This is a genomic window from Streptomyces desertarenae (assembly GCF_042681365.1).
Classification (GTDB): domain Bacteria; phylum Actinomycetota; class Actinomycetes; order Streptomycetales; family Streptomycetaceae; genus Streptomyces; species Streptomyces desertarenae.
The window spans coordinates 192,455-208,352 of record NZ_JBHUFU010000009.1 but is presented as its reverse complement, the minus strand read 5'-3'; the positions used below and the strand labels follow the sequence as shown (position 1 = coordinate 208,352).

The window sequence follows — 15,898 nt, the reverse complement described above, 5'->3', positions numbered from 1 at the left end:
ACGATGAGCCGGGTGCCGGGAAGCGGGCGCGGCGCCGGGACACGACGTGCCCGGGCACCGCGCCCCCGGAGGTCACCCGCCCGGCGTCATCCGTGCGCGGCGCAGCACGGGTGCGGGTCGGGCAGGTCGAAGGGGAGGTAACCCCCACGGGCCGGAACCAGCTTCAGGAGCAGCGCGCCGTCCCGCCACTCCGGACGCAGATGGTTCCGGGTGTCCAGCGCGGCCGCCGGATCGACGGGGGTGCCGCCGAGCACCTCGACCGCCGTGATGGCGCTCCGCTCCGGCACCTCGCCGACGGCGAGCACCGCCGGCAGGTCGGCCGAGCCGGGGAAGACCACCGCTCGCCCCCCGGTGCGGGCGGCGCACTCCGCCGCGGCCGCGCGGGCGGCGCCCCAGCCCTCCGTGGCTGCCGGGCGCCCGTCCGCGCCGCCGGGAAGGGGCAGCCGGCGGTCCCCCAGCACGGCGTGCGTGCCCGGGGGCAGCAGCGAGGCGGGGGAGCCACCGGACGCGGCGAGGCGGTCCAGAGCCGTCTCGGCCGCCACCGCGTCCGGCAGCGCCAGCGAGAGCACGATGCGGCCGGGTGCCTCCGGTACCCGGTGGGTGCAGGCGAAGGCGACCTCCGGAAGCTGCCCGGCCAGGGCGAGCAGCAGGTGGTCGGCCTCGTGCAGGCCGCCGAGACCGGCGTCCAGGCCGATCACGGTGCCGGCCGGAACGCCGGTCGGGGCGGCCTCGGTCACGAGGGGATCACCCACATGGGGTTGGAGTAGAACCACAGGTCCAGCCACGGGTCGGCGTCGCCCACCACGTCCAGCGCCGGGCCGTGCGGGTCCACGTCCGCACCGCCCAGTCCGGGCTGGCTGCGGTTGCCGTCGGTGCCGCGCAGCCGCACGTACAGCGGGCTGTCCACCCTGCCCAGGTCGTAGGTGAGCCGTACGCTGCCGGTGGACCTGCCCACCTCGAAGGACTTGACGACCCGCGTGTGGGGGGCGCTGATGGTGTCCGGGTCGGAGGCCGGGCCGGTGACCGCTCCCCGGATGACGTCCACCCGGGCCAGGGTGGGCACGAACTGCGCCCAGTTGGCGCCGTTGGCCAGGGCGATGTCGACGACCAGCTCCACCCGGGCGCCGCGCCTGACCCGGAGCATGCCGCCCAGGGTGACGGACCGGCCGCCGCTGCGCAGCCGCGCGTCCAGACCGGAGATCAGGCCGCCGTGGTCCACCCACACCCGGCCCTCGCGCAGGCCCTCCATCACCGCGGCGTAGGAGAAGTCGCGGGCGCCGACGTGGGTGCGGCTGTACTGGCCGGGCCAGAAGTCGCCGGCGGTCAGGTTGGGACCCCCCGAGTACACCGGGTCGCCGTGGTGGCCGTCGGCGCCGAAGTCGGTGTCCGCCGGGCGCTTGGACAGGTCGCCCCAGTTGACGTGGGAGTCGGAGTTGGCGGTGATCCACCAGGGCTTGCCCTCGGCCAGCAGGCTGTCCCACAGGCCGCCGACGGTGGCGGTCATCCAGTCGAACCCGCCCCAGGTGCGGTAGCTCTCCGCCGGGTAGCCGGGCCAGGAGCCGGCGCCGGGGGCTCCGCCGTAGTAGCCGCGGGCGCTGCCGGGGCCGTGCGGCGCGGGGATGCCGGCGGCCTGGTGGCCGGGAGCGCCCTCCATGCCGATCGCGATGGCGGGCTGGGCGTCGCGCCAGCCGCGGATCTCGTGCGGGGAGTCCACACCGCGCCGGGCCGGGTGGTTGGCGAGCATCAGCGCGTCCTTGACCTTCCTGCGGCTCACCTGCCGGGCCAGGAAGTCCAGACCGGCGATGGCCAGGGCCTCGTTCTGCGGACTGTTGCCGCTGGTGCCGTTGACGCTGCCGTCGTAGTCGGCCTCGAACTGCTTGAGGACCGACACCTCGTTCGCCCCGGGATGGACGAAGACGGTGCCGTGCTCGGCTCCGGGGATGTTCCACTCCAGGCCCTGGAAGACCAGGGCGTCGGAGAACTCGGCGCGGGCCTGCCGGATGTCGGGGTTGACCTTCTCCACGCCGATGCGGACGTGGTCGGCGTTGCCGTGGTCGGTGATGACCATCCAGTCCAGACCGTGGCGGGTGCCGTTGCGTACCTGGTCGGCCACCCGGTACATGCCGTCCGAGCTGTACTGGGTGTGGATGTGGTGGTCGCCGGCGAGCCAGAGCAGCCTGCCGCCGCGGCCCCTGCCGGAGGCGGCGGGAGCCGCGGCGGCGGGGGTGGCGACGCCCGGCAGGACGCTCGCGCCGGCGATGCCCGCGCCGAGCAGACCGGCCCGGCGCAGGATGCCGCGCCGCGACAGCTGCTCGGGGCTCAGCTCCTCGTCGGGCACGGACGGGTCCATGGCCGCGGGCAGCGCCGTGGGCTCGGCCTCCCCACCGTGGTGGTGATGGGGGTGGGGGTGGTTGTCGTGATGGTGTCCGGTACCCATGGGCGCTCCTGAGGTGTTCCAGGCGTCGGCGGTTGCCGAGGGGAACCCTCGGGAGGGCAGATGAACGCCGGGTGGCACCCGTCTGACCCGCGAACGCAGTTTGCGCGTCACCTGGCATATGCGGGAGTCCCGTGTCGGAGGAGCGGCCGCGTGCGCCGGCGCGGCGGCGGGCCGGGGCCGCGACGTGCGCCGCGTCGGTGACGGGGACGGTGCGGGCGAGGCGGTCGGCGGCGAGGGCGGCGCGGCGGTGCCGGCCGGTGGGGGAGCGGCCTTCGGAACGGCCCCGGCCGGAGGGGGACTTCGGCTTCCGGGCGCCGCGCCCGATGCGGGACGAGGGCCGTGGTGGCGGGACCGGCGGGGGCATATCCTTGCCCGGTCGACTCCCTGCCCGCTCGACCGCTTGAGAGGTCTCGGTGACGGAACTGGTGGACTCCATCGAATCGATGGAGCAACTCGCCGTGGTCTGGCGGGCCATGGTGCTCGACCGGAACCCGGACGCGGACGTGCGGGACCTCCCAGGCATCGCCGTCCGCTGGGCGGACTGCCGGTTCGCCTTCTGGAACTGCATCACGTTGACCGAGGCCGGCGCGGACGCCGGGACCACCGGGGAACGCCTGGGCCGGGCAGCGGAGATCATGCGCTCGAAGAAGCATCCGGGCTTCCTGTGGGTCTTCGAGGACCTCCTCGACGAGGACGCACGCACGGCGCTGGAGGCGGCGGCCGAGCGGGCAGGCCTCGAGTACGCCTTCCCCGGCACCGGAATGGCCGGGGACCTGCTCCCCGTCCCCGAACCGGCCCACCCCGACCTGACGTTCGTGCGGGTGACCACCGACGAACACCTGCGGGCCTACGCGGACATCAACTCGCGCGCCTACGGATTCCCCCTGGAGGACGGCCGGGACGGGCTCCTCGGCTCCCGTCTGTGGAAGGACCGGGTGCACGCCTACCTGGGCGTGCGGGACGGTGTTCCGGTGACCTGCGCGGCGACGGTGGAGGCGGAGGGCCGCCTCTTCGTCGCGCTGGTCGCCACCGCTCCGGAATGGGGACGCAGGGGGTACGGCGAGGCGGTGACGCGGAAGGCGCTGTACGAGGGCGCCCGGGCCACCGGGCTGACCCGCGCCACCCTGCACGCGACCGCCGCCGGAGCCCCGGTGTACCCGCGTATCGGGTTCACACCGAACTCACCGATACGCTTCTACGGCCTGAGGAGCTGACATCTCCGGTCGCCGGGCGGGCCGCACTCGACGGCCCTCGGTCGAGGGCGGTGGGCCAGGGGGACGGGAGCAGGCACCTGCCCCGAACGCAGACAGGGATGAGGAGCACGGACAGTGACCGGCGACAGCCGTGTGGGACCGCCCGGTTTCGGAAGCGAACGCGACATGCTGCGGGCTTTCCTCGACTACCACCGTGCGACCCTCGCCATGAAGTGCGAAGGGCTCGCCGACGAGGAGTTGCGGCAGCAGTCGATGCCGCCGTCCACGCTCTCGCTGCTCGGTCTGGTGCGGCACATGGCGGAGGTGGAGCGTGCCTGGTTCCGCCGGGTGTTCGAGGACAACGACGCGCCCATGGTCTGGTCCGACACGATCGACTTCCAGGCGGCGTACGACGCGAACGCCTCGACCAGGGGCGAGGCGTTCGAAGCCTGGGAGGCCGAGGTGGAGAACTCGCGCCGCATCGAACGGGAGGCGCCCTCCCTGGAGCAGGCCGGATACCAGCCGAGGTGGGGCGAGGAGGTGTCGCTGCGGATGGTGATGCTGCACGTGCTCCTGGAGTACGGCCGCCACAACGGGCACGCGGACTTCCTGCGCGAGGGTGTCGACGGGACCGTGGGCGCCTGAACCCACAGGACCCGCCGCTCCCCCTGCGCGGCCGTCGCCGACCGTCCGACCGCCCCGACCGCCCGGGGCGTGACTCGACGGCCCGCCCCGGGGCAGCCCCGGGAGGCGGAACAGCCGACCGGGACCGGCCCCGAAGTCCGGTCACCTCCGCCAGAACAGGTGGTGTGTCACACCGCTCGGGCTGGGCACGACCTCCAGGTGGAACCGGTCGAGCAGCTCATCGGGTGACCCCCAGAGCCGTAGTCCGGCCCCGAGTTCCACCGGCGAGACCGCCACGTGCATGGTGTCGACGAGGTCGGCGTCCAGGAACTCCCGGATGGTGGTGACCCCGCCGCCGAGCCGGACGTCCTTGCCCCGCGCCGCCTCCCGCGCCTGCTCCAGGACCGCGGCCGGGTCGCCGCCGACGAAGTGGAACGTGGTGTCGGAGAGCGTGAACGAAGGACGCCCGTGGTGGGTCATGACGAACACCGGGGTGCGGAACGGGGGCTCGTCGCCCCACCAGCCGCGCCACTCGTGGTCGTTCCAGGGCCCGCGCTGGGGCCCGAACTTGTTGCGGCCCATGATCTCGGCACCGATGTTGCGCCCGTAGTCCCGCGTGAAGTAGTCGTCGAGGCCCCGGCTCCCCCCGGGATCGGTGCGCATGGGCCAGCTCGCCGTGGCACCGGCCCAGGCGAACAGCCTCGCCGGGTCGACGGCACGGCCGAACGGATTTTCAAGACTCTGGTCCTCACCGGCACCGATCCCGTCACGGGAGACGGTGAAGTTCTGGACCCTCAGCAGCTGAGCCACGTGCTCCTCCTGTGTCGTCGGCAACGCCGGTGGGACTCTCCGGGCCGCGCAAACTCATCGCTGCCTCCGTGACCGTTCGGGAATCGGGCCGCCTGCCGTCACGGACGGCGGGCGGCCCCAGGCGGTGACGTCGCCTCCCGTGGACATCCGGGCCGCCGTCGGCCGGACCACCGTGATCGACTGCGGGACCGCCTAGCCCGGGCGACCGTGAACAGGCGACGGCGGAGGAAACTGTCCGAACGGCTCGTCGGTGCGGCGACGTTCGGCGACAGCACCCGTATCAACGCCCTGCTGCGGGCCGGGGCCTGCCCGGAGGCCGGCGACGCCGAAGGCACCACGCCCCTCCACGCGGCATCGGTCGCCGGAGCCACCGGCAACGTCCTGTGTCTGCTGGCGGCCGGGGCCTCGCCCGACACCGGGAGCGGACGCGGCGCGGAAGGCGCACCCCTGTGCGCGGCCGCGTGCTGGGGCCGTACCGAGACGGTGCGCGCACTCCTCGCCCACGGCGCCGACCCCGGTCCCCGCGAAGACCACGACACGGGCCGTTCCCCGCTCGAATGGGCGATGACCGGGCCCCACCCCGGGACGATCGCCGTGCTTCTCGCCGCGGGCGCCCGACCGCGCAGCCGAACCACGTGACCCCGCCGGTGGCGCCAGGGCTCGCGATGCGCTCCCCATACACGCCGTAGCGCCGTAGGGGGCCGGCCCGAGGGGCGACGCGCCGCAGGACCGGGGGAGCCGGGCGGCAGCGGCGCCGGCCGGCAGGCACCGGCGGCGTCCACGAGGGGCGAGGTAGGTCACCGGCGCGGCTGCGCGCCGGTGGGGCGGTCCCGGAAGATCCGGTCCAGGTGGTGGTCCAGGACCGCGGCGGCCGCCTCCGGGCTGCGCTGGCCGACGAGGACGCTGGTACCGAGCCCTGCGGACAGGGCGAGCAGGCTGACGGCCTCCATCCGCGGGTCCACGCCGGGCCGGAGGAGACCGCTCTCCTCCGCCTGCCGCAGCAGTCCGGCCAGGGCGCTCTCGGCCGCGTCGGGGTCCTTGACGAAGGGCTGGGCGGCGAGCGCCCGGTCGGTGACGGACAGCACGGCGTACGAGGTGTAGACGAGGTGGAAGGTGCGGCTCTCCTCGTCGGTCGGCAGCGCGGCCCCCAGCATCGCCTCGACCAGCGCGCGCGGTCCCGGGTCGCGGCCGGCGGCCCGGATCCGGGCGCCGACCCGTTCCCCGAACCTCCCCGCCAGGTGCTGCAGCCCGTAGAGCAGCAGTTTCTCCTTGGTCTCGAAGTAGTACTGCACCAGCCGCAGCGACACGCCTGCTTCCGCCGCCACATCGCGCATCCCCACGGCGTGCAGCCCGCGCCGCGCCGCCACACGGAGGAGCGCCTCGGCGATCTCGGTACGCCGCTCCGCGTGGTCCACGCGCTTGGGCATCGACCGGCCCTCCGCTCGTTGTCGCCGCTGGTCGGATCCAATCCACCTTGATGATACAGCCGTACCAAGCATGTGATACGTTCGTACCATAAAGAACCGCACCCGGAGGTGACCGTGTCCCGGACTCCAGCCCGCACCCGGAACGATGTCGGCCGCTTCGTGAGCGACGCCTGGCGCGACCGGTACTTCGCAGCCTGCGAAGCGGTCCATGCGCTGGGAGCACCCGCTCTCGCGGAGACGGACGTGGAGACGTCCTCCGGCACCACGCACGTCTACCGGTACGGCCCCGCCGATCCGGCCGCCCGGTCCCGCACCCCCGTCGTCCTGGTGCACGGGGCCGGCTCCTGCTCGGCCATGTGGTACCCGAACACCCCCGCCCTCAGTGCCGCCCGGCCGGTCTACGCCATCGACACCCCGGGCGATCCGGGACGCAGCGTCCAGCGCGAGCCCCTGCACGAACCCGAGCGCGCCGCACAGTGGCTGGACGAGACGCTCGCCGGGCTCGGGCTGGACCACGTGCACCTGGTCGGCTCCTCCTACGGCGGATGGCTCGCCCTGAACCAGGCGCACCGCAGGCCCGGCCGCCTCGCCTCGGTCACCCTGCTCGACCCCGGCGGCCTGGAGAAAGTGGGCCTGCGCTTCTTCCTCTGGATCTTCGCCAGCCTCTTCGCGACCTTCGCGCCCAAGGCCCTGCGCCCGCGACTGGCGGCCTGGCTGGAACAGCCGGTCCTCGTCGTGCCGGAGCTGCGCACCATGATCAGGACGGGCGTCCGCGCCTACCGCATACGCCGTCCCGCCCCGCTGCCGCTGACCGAGGACGAACTGGCCGCCATCCGCACCCCGCTCTACCTGGTACTCGGCAAGCGAAGCCTCCTCGTGCACCCGCAGAGGCAGGCCGAGCGCATTCCGCGCCTGATACCGGGCGCCCGGGCCGAGATCGTCTCCGGCACCGGCCACGGCCCCCAGATCGACCACGCGGACGAGGTCAACCGCCGGATGCTGGACTTCATGGACGCCGTCGACCGAGTCGGCTGACAGCCGCCGCAGCCGGGTCCGACGGGCCCGGGGACGGCTCCCGCGGCCGTCCCGGGCCCCCGCGGTCCGGCCGCCGCGCCCCCGGGCGGACGGGAACACGGCGATGCCGCCCCCACCGCAGAAGCGCAGGCCCGGCCCGGTCACCCCGCCGCACGGACCTCGCTGCGCCACCGGCCTGCCGCGCCCGTCCGGCGGTCGGCAGGCCGGGCAGGGCGAACAGGGCCCCGGCCGAACCCGCCCGCCCCGGCCCCGGGCCGGGGGGCGCGCCCGTGAGCAGGGCGCCGGAGCCCGGCTCGTACCGCCGGTACGCGGACGGCGCCGGCGACCGGAGCGTGGGCGGGGTCCCGGTTCAGACGTCCGTCTCCGTCCAGGTGTAGTCGGGGGGCCGGTAGCGGGCGCACCGCTCCAGCAGGCGGTCCAGGTCCGGTTCCGCGATCAGCATCCGCCGGTAGGGGGCCCGCAGGAATCCCTCGGCGGTCATGTGGTCCAGGAAGTGCAGCAGGGGCGTGTAGTAGCCGCCGGTGTCGAGCAGCCCCACCGGTTTGGCGTGCAGGCCCAGCTGGGCCCAGGTCCACACCTCGAACGTCTCCTCCAGGGTGCCCGCGCCGCCGGGCAGCGCGATGAAGGCGTCGGCCAGATCGGCCATCAGGGCCTTGCGCCGGTGCAGGTCCGGGACGACGTGCAGGGCGCTCAGCCCGTCGTGGGCGACTTCCCAGTCGAGGAGATTCCGCGGGATCACACCGGTCACCGACCCGCCGGCGGCCAGCGCGGCGTCGGCCACCGCGCCCATCATCCCGACCCGGGCCCCGCCGTAGACGATCTCGAACCCGCGGGTCGCCAGGGTGTGGCCGACCTGGCGGGCGGCCTCCAGATAGCCGGCGCTGCCGCGCGACGAGCCGCAGAACACGCAGATGCGCACGGTGATGTCCCTTCCGCGGACGACGGCGTGGGGAAGCGCGACCGCGGGCCGTCCCCCCGGTGAGCGGGAACGCGGCCCGGCCGGACCTCCCACCTGCCGGGGCCACCACCGAGTGCCCCGTCCCCGCCGGTGGAACACCGACCGGCCCGGCCCGCCCTCCGCCCATCGTCGGGCCTGCCCCCGCACCGGAAGCCCTGCCGACCCCGGCCGCCGCCTCCGAGCGCTTCCCCCCCGTCCGTGCCGGGGCGCCCCGCGCGCCGGAGCGGGGATCGGTGCCGTCCCGGGCCGGGGCCCGCGGCGCAGGCGGCTGGGCGCAGGATTCCGGGCCGGGCTTCCGGCCCGCGGCGGGGAGGGGGCCGGGACCCGGGTCCGGGGCTATGCGGTGGGCAGGGCCTCCCGCATGGCCCTGGCGGTGGCAGCCGGGTCGTAGCCCTCGGGGACGCCCTCGACCAGGATGATGTCGCCCCTGACGTGCCGTGAACGCAGCGGCGCGATCTCCTGGTAGGCGGGCGAGTCCCACCAGGCGCGCGCCTCGGCGATCCCGGGGAAGCCGATGACCACGACGTGCCCGGGCCAGTCGCCCTCCTTCACCTCGTGCTGCGCGACGTGCACGAGGAAGCGGCCGCCGTACGGCTCGAAGGTGGACGGGATGCGCTCGACGTACTCGGCGACCTCCGGGTGCGGGGCGGCGTCCTGCAGGTGGGCTATGGCGTAGGCGGGCATGGCGTCCTTCCGGCCGGTCGGGTTCCGTACACAGGCGATCGTGGCACCCGGGTGCGCCGGGGTCGATGACCTGCCGGGTCATGCGGAGTTCCGGCCCACGGCGGGCCGCCCGCAGGGGCCGCTTCGGGGGCCGGGCGGGAGCTTCTGCGCCTCGGTCCGCCGGTCCCGCGGAGTCAGCGGACGTCGGAGGGCCGGGCCGCTCGGGCTTCGGCGACGTCGGCGTGGAGGGGGAGGACGGTGTCGGCGCCGGTGAGGCGCAGCATGCGCGTGATCCGGTCGGTGGGGGCGGCCAGGGGGAGGCGACCGCCGTTCTCGCCGGCGTGGCGGCGCAGGCGCAGGAGCGCGTTGAGTCCGGAGGAGTCGCAGAAGGTGACACCGGACAGGTCCAGGATCAGGTGCGGGTGGTCACCGATCAGAGCGGTGGCCTGCCGGCGGAGGTCGGGGGCGGTGTGCAGGTCCATCTCTCCGCCGACGGCTGCGACGGCGAGCGGGCCACGGGTTTCGACGAGGGTCAGGCGCAGACCGCTGCCGGTCATGGGGCGCTCCTGTCCGGGGCGGCTGCTGCGGGACGGCCGGCTTCGGGCACCCCGCTTAGGTCGGCCGCCTCCTCGGTGGGATCGGGGCGGGGGCCGAGCCACTGGCAGAACAGCACGGTGGTGTCGTCCCGCAACTGATCGTCGTGGTACTCCAGCACCGCGTGGACCACACGGCGCAGGGTCTCGGGGACGGACAGGCCGTCGGCGTGGTGGCGGATGAGCAGATCGGTGAAGCGTTCGAGACCGAACTGGGCGTCTCCCACGCCGCCGGCTTCGACGATGCCGTCGGTGTAGAGCACGATGCGGTCGCCGGGCTGCAACTGCTCGCGGCACACCCGGCTGTCCAGGCCCAGATCGGTGCCCATCGGATGGGCGGGCGGGCACTGCGGGTGCGTGGCCCACCGGCCGTCCCGGATGATCAACGGCGGGTGGTGGCCGCGGTTGACCCAGGACAGCGTCCCGTCCCGGGTGTCCAGGGTGGCCAGGATGCCGGTGACGTAGCGCCGCCGGCCGTACTGCTCGATCAGCTCCGCCTCCACCGCCTCACCGCAGGCGACGAGGTCGCCCCCCTGCCGGCGGGTGTTGCGGCAGGCGGCGACGGCCAGGTTGGCGGACAGGCCGGCGGCGGTGTCGTGTCCCATCGCATCGAAGACGGACAGATGGACCAGAGGGCCGTCGGTGGCGTAGTCGAAGGCGTCCCCGCTGATCTGGTAGGCCGGCTCCATCGCCGCCGCGATCACCACCCGCCCGTCGGCGTAGACCCGCGGCGGCATCAGCTTCCACTGCATCTCCGCCGCGACGTTCAACGGCTTGACCCGCTCGATCCGGGCCAGGAGATCGCTGCTCTCCCGCCTGCTGTGGAGGATGAGCGCGAGCAGCGAGGCCAGCCGTTCCATGCCCTCCCGCGCGCGGTCGTCGTCGTGGGCCGCCGTGACCCGCAGCACGCCCATGCGCTCGGTGCCGTCCAGCAGCGGCACCCACCAGTCACGGCCCCCTTCCTGCGCGGGTCCGGCCGGCAGGATCCGCCCGTACTGGAAGGCTCGCCCGGCCACGGTGCCCTGGATGGGCAGCTGCGTCTGGTGGCCCTCGGCGCGCACGCCTTCTCCGGTCAGCATCTGCAGCACCTGCCGCTGCAGGTCCCCGAGATAGATCAGCACCTGCGGAAAACCGGCCTTCGCGGCGTTCATGCCCACCCTGGCGGGCAGCAACTCCAGCGGTGTCAGATGGCTGTCCGCCAGCAGGCCCGACAGCATCCGCCACCCGCCCGCATCCCTGTCCGGTCCAGACGAAGCCACGTCATCTCCCGCCAAGAGCCGGGCGCGCCCCGGCAGGCACACCCATGTCCACTGTCTCGGCTACCCGCCATCACCGCCTGCGATCACCGCTCGCCGCACACCGGGTCTCGTTCACTCCCGGCTGCGTCCGTTCACCGGCTGCGGCTGCGACCGGTGACCGGCGGGCTCGCGGAGGTCCGCGGGGAGCGGCTCCGGCTCGGTTTCCGCGGCATGTGCACGACGAGTGACCGGGGCCCGCGGCAGGGCCGGGTGCGGTCGCGGTCGAGGACGCCGCGGACGGTCACGGGTCCCACGGGGTGCGGCGCCACTGGCCGTGGTGCTCCGCCAGACCGGCTCGGGGACGGTCGTCGTGCTGCTCGCCGCCGCTCGGGCCGGAGCGGGTCCTCGAACGGAAGGTGCGGCGGTAGGTGTCCGGAGGCACGCCGACCGTGCGGTTGAAATGCCGGCGCAGCGTCGTGGCGGTGCCCATGCCGGTGGCCGCCGCGATGGTGTCGATGCTGTCGTCGGTGGTCTCCAGCAGCTCCTGGGCGCGGCGGATCCGCTGGGTCAGCAGCCACTGCAGCGGAGTGGTGCCGGTCGCGGCCCTGAAGTGGCGGCCCAGGTTGCGCGAGCTCATCCGTGCCCGGCGGGCCAGGTCCTCCACGGTCAGCGGGCGGTCGAGCCGTTCGAGCGCCCAGGAGAGCAGGTCGGCGAGGGGGTGGTTGTACGGGGCGGGCACCGGGGTGGTGACGAACTGGGCCTGGCCGCCGTCCCGGTGCGGTGGCACGACCAGGCGGCGGGCGACCGCGTTGGCGACCGCCGAGCCCCGGTCGAGGCGGACGATGTGCAGGCACAGGTCCATGGCGGCGGCCTTGCCGGCGGAGGTGAGCACGCTGCCGTCGTCCACGTAGAGGACGTCCGGGTCCACCCGCACCCGGGGGTGGCGGGCGGCCAGGACATCGGCGTGCGCCCAGTGCGTGGTCGCGTGGCGCCCGTCCAGCAGGCCGGCGGCGGCCAGCACGAAGGCGCCCGTGCACAGTGAGACCACGCGCGCCCCCGCATCGTGGGCCGCGCGCACCGCGTCGACCAGGTCGGGGGGCGGTTCCTCGTCGACGTCGGCCCAGCCGGGGACGATCACGGTGCCGGCGCGCGGAAGCCGGTCGAGGCCGTGGTCGGGCTCCAGCAGGAACCGGCCGGCCCGCACGGGGCCCGGCCCGCAGACGGCGACGTCGTACCAGGGACCGGCCACGCCGGCCGGGGCGGCGCCGAAGACCTCGTAGGCCAGGGCCAGTTCGAAGTGAAGCATTCCGTCGGTGACGGCCAGCGCGACAACATCCACGTCCGGAATTGTACGGCCCATGGCGTTCCAGACACTCGCGGAGGGATGCCCGCCGCCGTCAGGATGATCGCGGTGAATCCGAGCGGATCATTCGAGCAGGGGAGGCATCCATGACGGCGGGAACCGTGGTCGCGGTGTACGGCGCGTACGGGCACACCGGGCGCTTCGTGGTGGCGCAGCTGAGGGAACGCGGGTTCACCCCCGTGCTCTCCGGCCGTGACGCCGGCAAGCTGGAGGAACTGGCGGCGGCGTACGGATCCGAACCGGACGTCCGCCCGGCGTCGGTGGACGACCCGGCCTCGCTCGACCGTGCGCTGGCCGGTGCGGCAGCCGTGGTCAACTGCGCCGGGCCCTTCGCCGTGACGGCCGCCCCCGTGATCGAGGCGGCACTCCGTGCCGGGATCCCGTACGTGGACGTGGCGGCCGAGATCGAGGCCAACATCGACACGTTCACCCACTTCGGGGACCGTGCCCGCGCCGCGGAAACGGCCGTCGTCCCCGCGATGGCCTTCTACGGCGGCCTCGGCGACCTGCTGATCACCGCCGCGATGGGCGACTGGAAGGAGGCCGACGAGGCGCACGTCGCCTACGGGCTGAGCAGCTGGCACCCCACCGCCGGGACGCGCGCCGCGGGTGCGGTCTCCCGGCAGCGGCGGGGCGGGCGGGGGGTCCGCTACACGAACGGGCGGCTGGAGTACCACCAGGACGACCCGCCGGTCCTGGAGTGGCCCTTCCCCGACCCGATGGGCCCCCGGGCCGTCGTCGGAGGGTTCACGATGGCCGACGTCGTCACGGTTCCCAGCCACCTGGCCATTCCGGAGGTGTGCACCTACATGGCGGTCGAGGCGGCCAGGGACCTGTCGGCTCCCGACACCCCGGCGCCGACCGCGGCCGACGAGCGCGGGCGGTCCGCGCAGACCTTCCTCGTCGACGCCGTCGTGCGCTCCGGCGGCAGTGAACGGCGCGCCGTCGCCACAGGCCGGGACATCTACGCCGTCACGGCGCCGCTCGCGGTGGAGGCGATCGACCGCATCCTCGCCGGACGGACCAGGGCGACCGGAGTCGCCTCCGCCGGCGAGATCTTCGACGCCGCCGACTTCCTCCGCGCGCTGTCCCCGCACATCGACCTGGAGCTGTGGACGTAGCGGGCAGGCCGTCCATGCGGCACGCCCGACACCGCGCCCCGGCCCGTCCCGGGCGGGGCCGGCGTCCGAGTGCACGGCGTGCGGCCGCCCGTTCGGATCCCCGGCCGCCCCGGGTGCCTCACCGGCGCGCCTCGGCGCGGACCGCGGCGGATGGGGAGGCCCACTGCGTGGGGAGGGCGGGGCAGCGGGCGAGGTGGGTGCGGACGGTGTGGTGGGGGGCCGTCGCGGCGGCGGGATCCGGGACGGCCGTGCCCGGACGGATGAGACGGGCGGAGGGATCCTCGGCGATCGCCGCGGCGGTGCGGTCGCCGGCCGGCCGCAGGGCGCCGGCGACGGCGCGATCCCCGCCTCGCACCGGCTACCGGGGGACCGACCCCGCTGACTACACTGCCGCACCGCGCCGTAACCCTCCCCCGAGCACGGGGGTTCCGACACAGTGGAGCACTGATGCACGAGACGGGCAGCGCCATGGGCGGACACCCCCGGCAGGCGACCACCCCCGGCACGTCCAGCGCGCGCCTGTACGACGCGTTCGCAGGCGGCAAGGACAACTACGCCTCCGACGAGGAGATCGCCGGGCGGATCCTGAAGTTATGGCCCGAGGTGCGTCAGGGGACGCAGGCCAACCGCGGATTCATCCACCGCTCCGCCCGATGGCTCGCCGCCGAGGCCGGCATCAGCCAGTTCCTCGACATCGGCACCGGAATCCCCAGCCCGGCCTCCCCCCACCTGCACACCACCGTGCAGGACATCGACCCGGCAGCCCGGGTGCTCTACACCGACAACGACCCGGTGGTCCTCGCTCACGCCGCCGCACTGCTGACCGGCACCCCCCAGGGCCGCACCTCCTACCTCGACGCGGACGCCACCGACCCCGACAGCATCCTGGGCTCCCGGGAGCTGGCCGACACCCTGGACCTGGACCGGCCGGTCGCCGTCTACCTGTGCGCGCTGCTGCACCTGGTCGGTGACGACCAGGACCCCAAGGGCATCGTCCGCCGCCTGGCCGACGCCGTGGTGCCGGGCAGCTACGTGGTCATCAGCCACGCCACCACCGACTACGCGCCCGAGTTGATGGCCCGCTTCCAGGAGATCTACAACCAGGGCCGGGCCCAGTGCGCAATCCGCAGCGGCGAGGAGATCCTGGACATGGTCGAGGGACTGGAACTCGTGGACCCGGGCATGGTGCCGATACACCGCTGGCGCCCGGAGACCGACGACCTCATGGACGACTCCAAGATCAACGGCTACGCGCTCGTGGCCCGCAAGCCGTAGTCCCGGCCCGCCGGCAGCGCCGGTGGCGGGGGCGGTGCGGCGGCCGGAGCGGCGGGGCCGTGCCGCGCCGGCGCCGCGTGCGCCCCGCCACGCGGTGCGCCGGGGGGTGAGGACGCACGGCACCCCGCGGCGCATGCCCCGTGGGCGGGGCCGCGGGCCTCACGTCCTCGCCGTGTCCGCGACCTGCGGCACCACGACCGCGACCGTGACCTGGCCGGGGGCGCCGCCCGCCGCGGCCCGGGCCGCCGCCGAGCGGACCCGGCGCACGACGTCGAGCACGCGGTGGTCCGCGAAGACGGCGAGGTGGATCTCGACGTGGCGGCCGGGCGGGGTGTCGCCCCGCCCGTCGGGGAAGGTGTCCTTGATCCACACCGGCCGGTCCCTGCCGTACGGCGCGGGCGTGAGGCGGGCCACGCCCGGGACGCCCAGGGCCGCGGTGCGCACCGCGCCGTCCGCGCCTCCGGCGGCTGCTGCGCCCGCGCCGTCTCCGCCGTCTGCGGGGCCGCTTCCGGCCGGGGCCGTGGCCCCGGGCTCCGCCTCGGACGTGCTCTGCCGCGACCGTACGTCCTCCGGCTCCTCCAGCAGCCCGCTGATCCGCAGGTCGACCGCCGCCACCACCAGCCCCAGACGGTCGTCGGCGGCCTCGGCCAGGGCGGCCCGCACGCGCTCGGCGGTCACCGGCAGCGGCCGGTCGACCGCGGCGTCGAACTCCGCCTCGATCCGGACCGGCCCGGGAGGCAACGCGCTGGGAGGGGCCGGCACGGCCGGCCTCCCGGCCGTGCCGGGGTCGGACAGCGCGATGCGGAGGGCTCCCGGCCGTACTCCCGGCATCCCGTCCAAGGCGTGCCGCAGCACACCGGCCGCGGCTCGCTCCGCGAGCCAGGCGCCGTCCGCCGCCCCACCCAGAGGGAGCAGGCGGCCCGGGGCCAGATGACGGCGTACGGACTGAGCCAGCGGGTCCGTGCCCATGGGTGCCTGCCCCTCTCCCGGTGATCGGAACGCCCCGGATCCACCGGGGGGTGCGGTGCCCCCCTGCACGCCCGGCCTTCCGCGCGGGGCCGCACGGGGGCCGTACGCCTCCTCCACAGGGTGTCACTCTCGTCAAGAAGAAAGTGGCAAAGGTCACTAAGATTCGCAAAGAGGGCAAATCTTACCTTCGTG

16 protein-coding genes are annotated in these 15,898 nt (G+C 74.7%); 6 read left to right on the top strand and 10 right to left on the bottom strand.

The window, feature by feature from the left end; translation table 11 throughout:
• Positions 1-86 precede the first annotated feature (86 nt).
• Together ACFSJS_RS16985 and ACFSJS_RS16980 are read right to left on the bottom strand one after the other, a co-directional pair.
• Positions 87-737, bottom strand: a complete 651-nt coding sequence (locus ACFSJS_RS16985) for a hypothetical protein (protein ID WP_380901165.1) — start codon at positions 735-737, stop codon at positions 87-89.
• Entirely contained in the window at positions 734-2,437 is a 1,704-nt protein-coding gene (locus ACFSJS_RS16980; RefSeq protein WP_380901163.1) for a PHP domain-containing protein, read from the bottom strand. Before ACFSJS_RS16980 ends, ACFSJS_RS16985 begins: the two co-directional genes overlap by 4 nt.
• Positions 2,438-2,850: 413 nt before the next feature.
• Here ACFSJS_RS16980 and ACFSJS_RS16975 point away from each other — a divergent pair, with 413 nt between their 5' ends.
• Positions 2,851-3,651, top strand: coding sequence for a GNAT family N-acetyltransferase (locus ACFSJS_RS16975; RefSeq protein WP_380901161.1), 801 nt, complete (start codon positions 2,851-2,853; stop codon positions 3,649-3,651).
• A gap of 114 nt (positions 3,652-3,765) precedes the next feature.
• Complete coding sequence (locus ACFSJS_RS16970; protein ID WP_380901159.1) at positions 3,766-4,275, top strand: DinB family protein; 510 nt, start codon at positions 3,766-3,768, stop codon at positions 4,273-4,275.
• Positions 4,276-4,416: 141 nt separating this feature from the next.
• Here the strand turns inward: ACFSJS_RS16970 and ACFSJS_RS16965 are convergent, their stop codons facing one another.
• Positions 4,417-5,064: a dihydrofolate reductase family protein gene (locus ACFSJS_RS16965; RefSeq protein WP_380901157.1), complete on the bottom strand. Its 648-nt coding sequence runs from the start codon at positions 5,062-5,064 to the stop codon at positions 4,417-4,419.
• 207 nt (positions 5,065-5,271) lie between these two features.
• On the opposite strand from ACFSJS_RS16965, the gene ACFSJS_RS16960 reads away from it, so the two are divergent.
• Entirely contained in the window at positions 5,272-5,703 is a 432-nt protein-coding gene (locus ACFSJS_RS16960; protein ID WP_380901155.1) for an ankyrin repeat domain-containing protein, read from the top strand.
• A 158-nt stretch (positions 5,704-5,861) separates the two neighbouring features.
• Here the strand turns inward: ACFSJS_RS16960 and ACFSJS_RS16955 are convergent, their stop codons facing one another.
• Positions 5,862-6,491 (bottom strand): TetR/AcrR family transcriptional regulator, encoded by a 630-nt coding sequence (locus ACFSJS_RS16955; protein ID WP_380901153.1) that lies wholly within the window; start codon positions 6,489-6,491, stop codon positions 5,862-5,864.
• Positions 6,492-6,599: 108 nt separating this feature from the next.
• Between ACFSJS_RS16955 and ACFSJS_RS16950 the strand changes: the two genes are divergently transcribed.
• Positions 6,600-7,526 (top strand): alpha/beta fold hydrolase, encoded by a 927-nt coding sequence (locus ACFSJS_RS16950; RefSeq protein WP_380901151.1) that lies wholly within the window; start codon positions 6,600-6,602, stop codon positions 7,524-7,526.
• A gap of 349 nt (positions 7,527-7,875) precedes the next feature.
• Here ACFSJS_RS16950 and ACFSJS_RS16945 read toward each other — a convergent pair whose 3' ends face one another.
• The 5 genes from ACFSJS_RS16945 to ACFSJS_RS16925 all read right to left on the bottom strand — a co-directional run bounded on the left by ACFSJS_RS16945 (position 7,876) and on the right by ACFSJS_RS16925 (position 12,317).
• Positions 7,876-8,445 (bottom strand): LOG family protein, encoded by a 570-nt coding sequence (locus ACFSJS_RS16945; protein ID WP_380901149.1) that lies wholly within the window; start codon positions 8,443-8,445, stop codon positions 7,876-7,878.
• Positions 8,446-8,820: 375 nt separating this feature from the next.
• Complete coding sequence (locus ACFSJS_RS16940) at positions 8,821-9,168, bottom strand: DUF1330 domain-containing protein (protein WP_380901147.1); 348 nt, start codon at positions 9,166-9,168, stop codon at positions 8,821-8,823.
• Positions 9,169-9,341: 173 nt separating this feature from the next.
• Positions 9,342-9,704: an STAS domain-containing protein gene (locus tag ACFSJS_RS16935; protein ID WP_380901145.1), complete on the bottom strand. Its 363-nt coding sequence runs from the start codon at positions 9,702-9,704 to the stop codon at positions 9,342-9,344.
• Positions 9,701-10,957 carry a PP2C family protein-serine/threonine phosphatase gene (locus ACFSJS_RS16930; protein ID WP_380901299.1) on the bottom strand — a complete coding sequence of 419 codons (1,257 nt, stop codon included), beginning with the start codon at positions 10,955-10,957 and terminating at the stop codon, positions 9,701-9,703. The genes ACFSJS_RS16935 and ACFSJS_RS16930 overlap by 4 nt, the downstream gene beginning before the upstream one ends.
• Before the next feature lie 322 nt (positions 10,958-11,279).
• A complete protein-coding gene (locus ACFSJS_RS16925; RefSeq protein WP_380901143.1) occupies positions 11,280-12,317 on the bottom strand; it encodes a helix-turn-helix domain-containing protein in 1,038 nt (345 codons plus the stop codon).
• A gap of 110 nt (positions 12,318-12,427) precedes the next feature.
• On the opposite strand from ACFSJS_RS16925, the gene ACFSJS_RS16920 reads away from it, so the two are divergent.
• Both ACFSJS_RS16920 and ACFSJS_RS16915 read left to right on the top strand, forming a co-directional pair.
• Entirely contained in the window at positions 12,428-13,462 is a 1,035-nt protein-coding gene (locus ACFSJS_RS16920; RefSeq protein WP_380901141.1) for a saccharopine dehydrogenase family protein, read from the top strand.
• A 447-nt stretch (positions 13,463-13,909) separates the two neighbouring features.
• Positions 13,910-14,737 (top strand): SAM-dependent methyltransferase, encoded by an 828-nt coding sequence (locus ACFSJS_RS16915; RefSeq protein WP_380901139.1) that lies wholly within the window; start codon positions 13,910-13,912, stop codon positions 14,735-14,737.
• Positions 14,738-14,896: 159 nt separating this feature from the next.
• Here the strand turns inward: ACFSJS_RS16915 and ACFSJS_RS16910 are convergent, their stop codons facing one another.
• Positions 14,897-15,706 (bottom strand): nucleopolyhedrovirus P10 family protein, encoded by an 810-nt coding sequence (locus ACFSJS_RS16910; RefSeq protein WP_380901137.1) that lies wholly within the window; start codon positions 15,704-15,706, stop codon positions 14,897-14,899.
• Between the last annotated feature and the right edge of the window lie 192 nt (positions 15,707-15,898).

Bases quoted from the DNA above. Each gene is read 5' to 3' on its own strand.
- ACFSJS_RS16920 (WP_380901141.1), top strand. From the start codon at position 12,428: ATGACGGCGGGAACCGTGGTCGCGGTGTACGGCGCGTACGGGCACACC.
- ACFSJS_RS16935 (WP_380901145.1), bottom strand. From the start codon at position 9,704: ATGACCGGCAGCGGTCTGCGCCTGACCCTCGTCGAAACCCGTGGCCCG.
- ACFSJS_RS16910 (WP_380901137.1), bottom strand. From the start codon at position 15,706: ATGGGCACGGACCCGCTGGCTCAGTCCGTACGCCGTCATCTGGCCCCG.
- ACFSJS_RS16955 (WP_380901153.1), bottom strand. From the start codon at position 6,491: ATGCCCAAGCGCGTGGACCACGCGGAGCGGCGTACCGAGATCGCCGAG.
- ACFSJS_RS16930 (WP_380901299.1), bottom strand. From the start codon at position 10,957: ATGCTGTCGGGCCTGCTGGCGGACAGCCATCTGACACCGCTGGAGTTG.
- ACFSJS_RS16915 (WP_380901139.1), top strand. From the start codon at position 13,910: ATGCACGAGACGGGCAGCGCCATGGGCGGACACCCCCGGCAGGCGACC.
- ACFSJS_RS16940 (WP_380901147.1), bottom strand. From the start codon at position 9,168: ATGCCCGCCTACGCCATAGCCCACCTGCAGGACGCCGCCCCGCACCCG.
- ACFSJS_RS16980 (WP_380901163.1), bottom strand. From the start codon at position 2,437: ATGGGTACCGGACACCATCACGACAACCACCCCCACCCCCATCACCAC.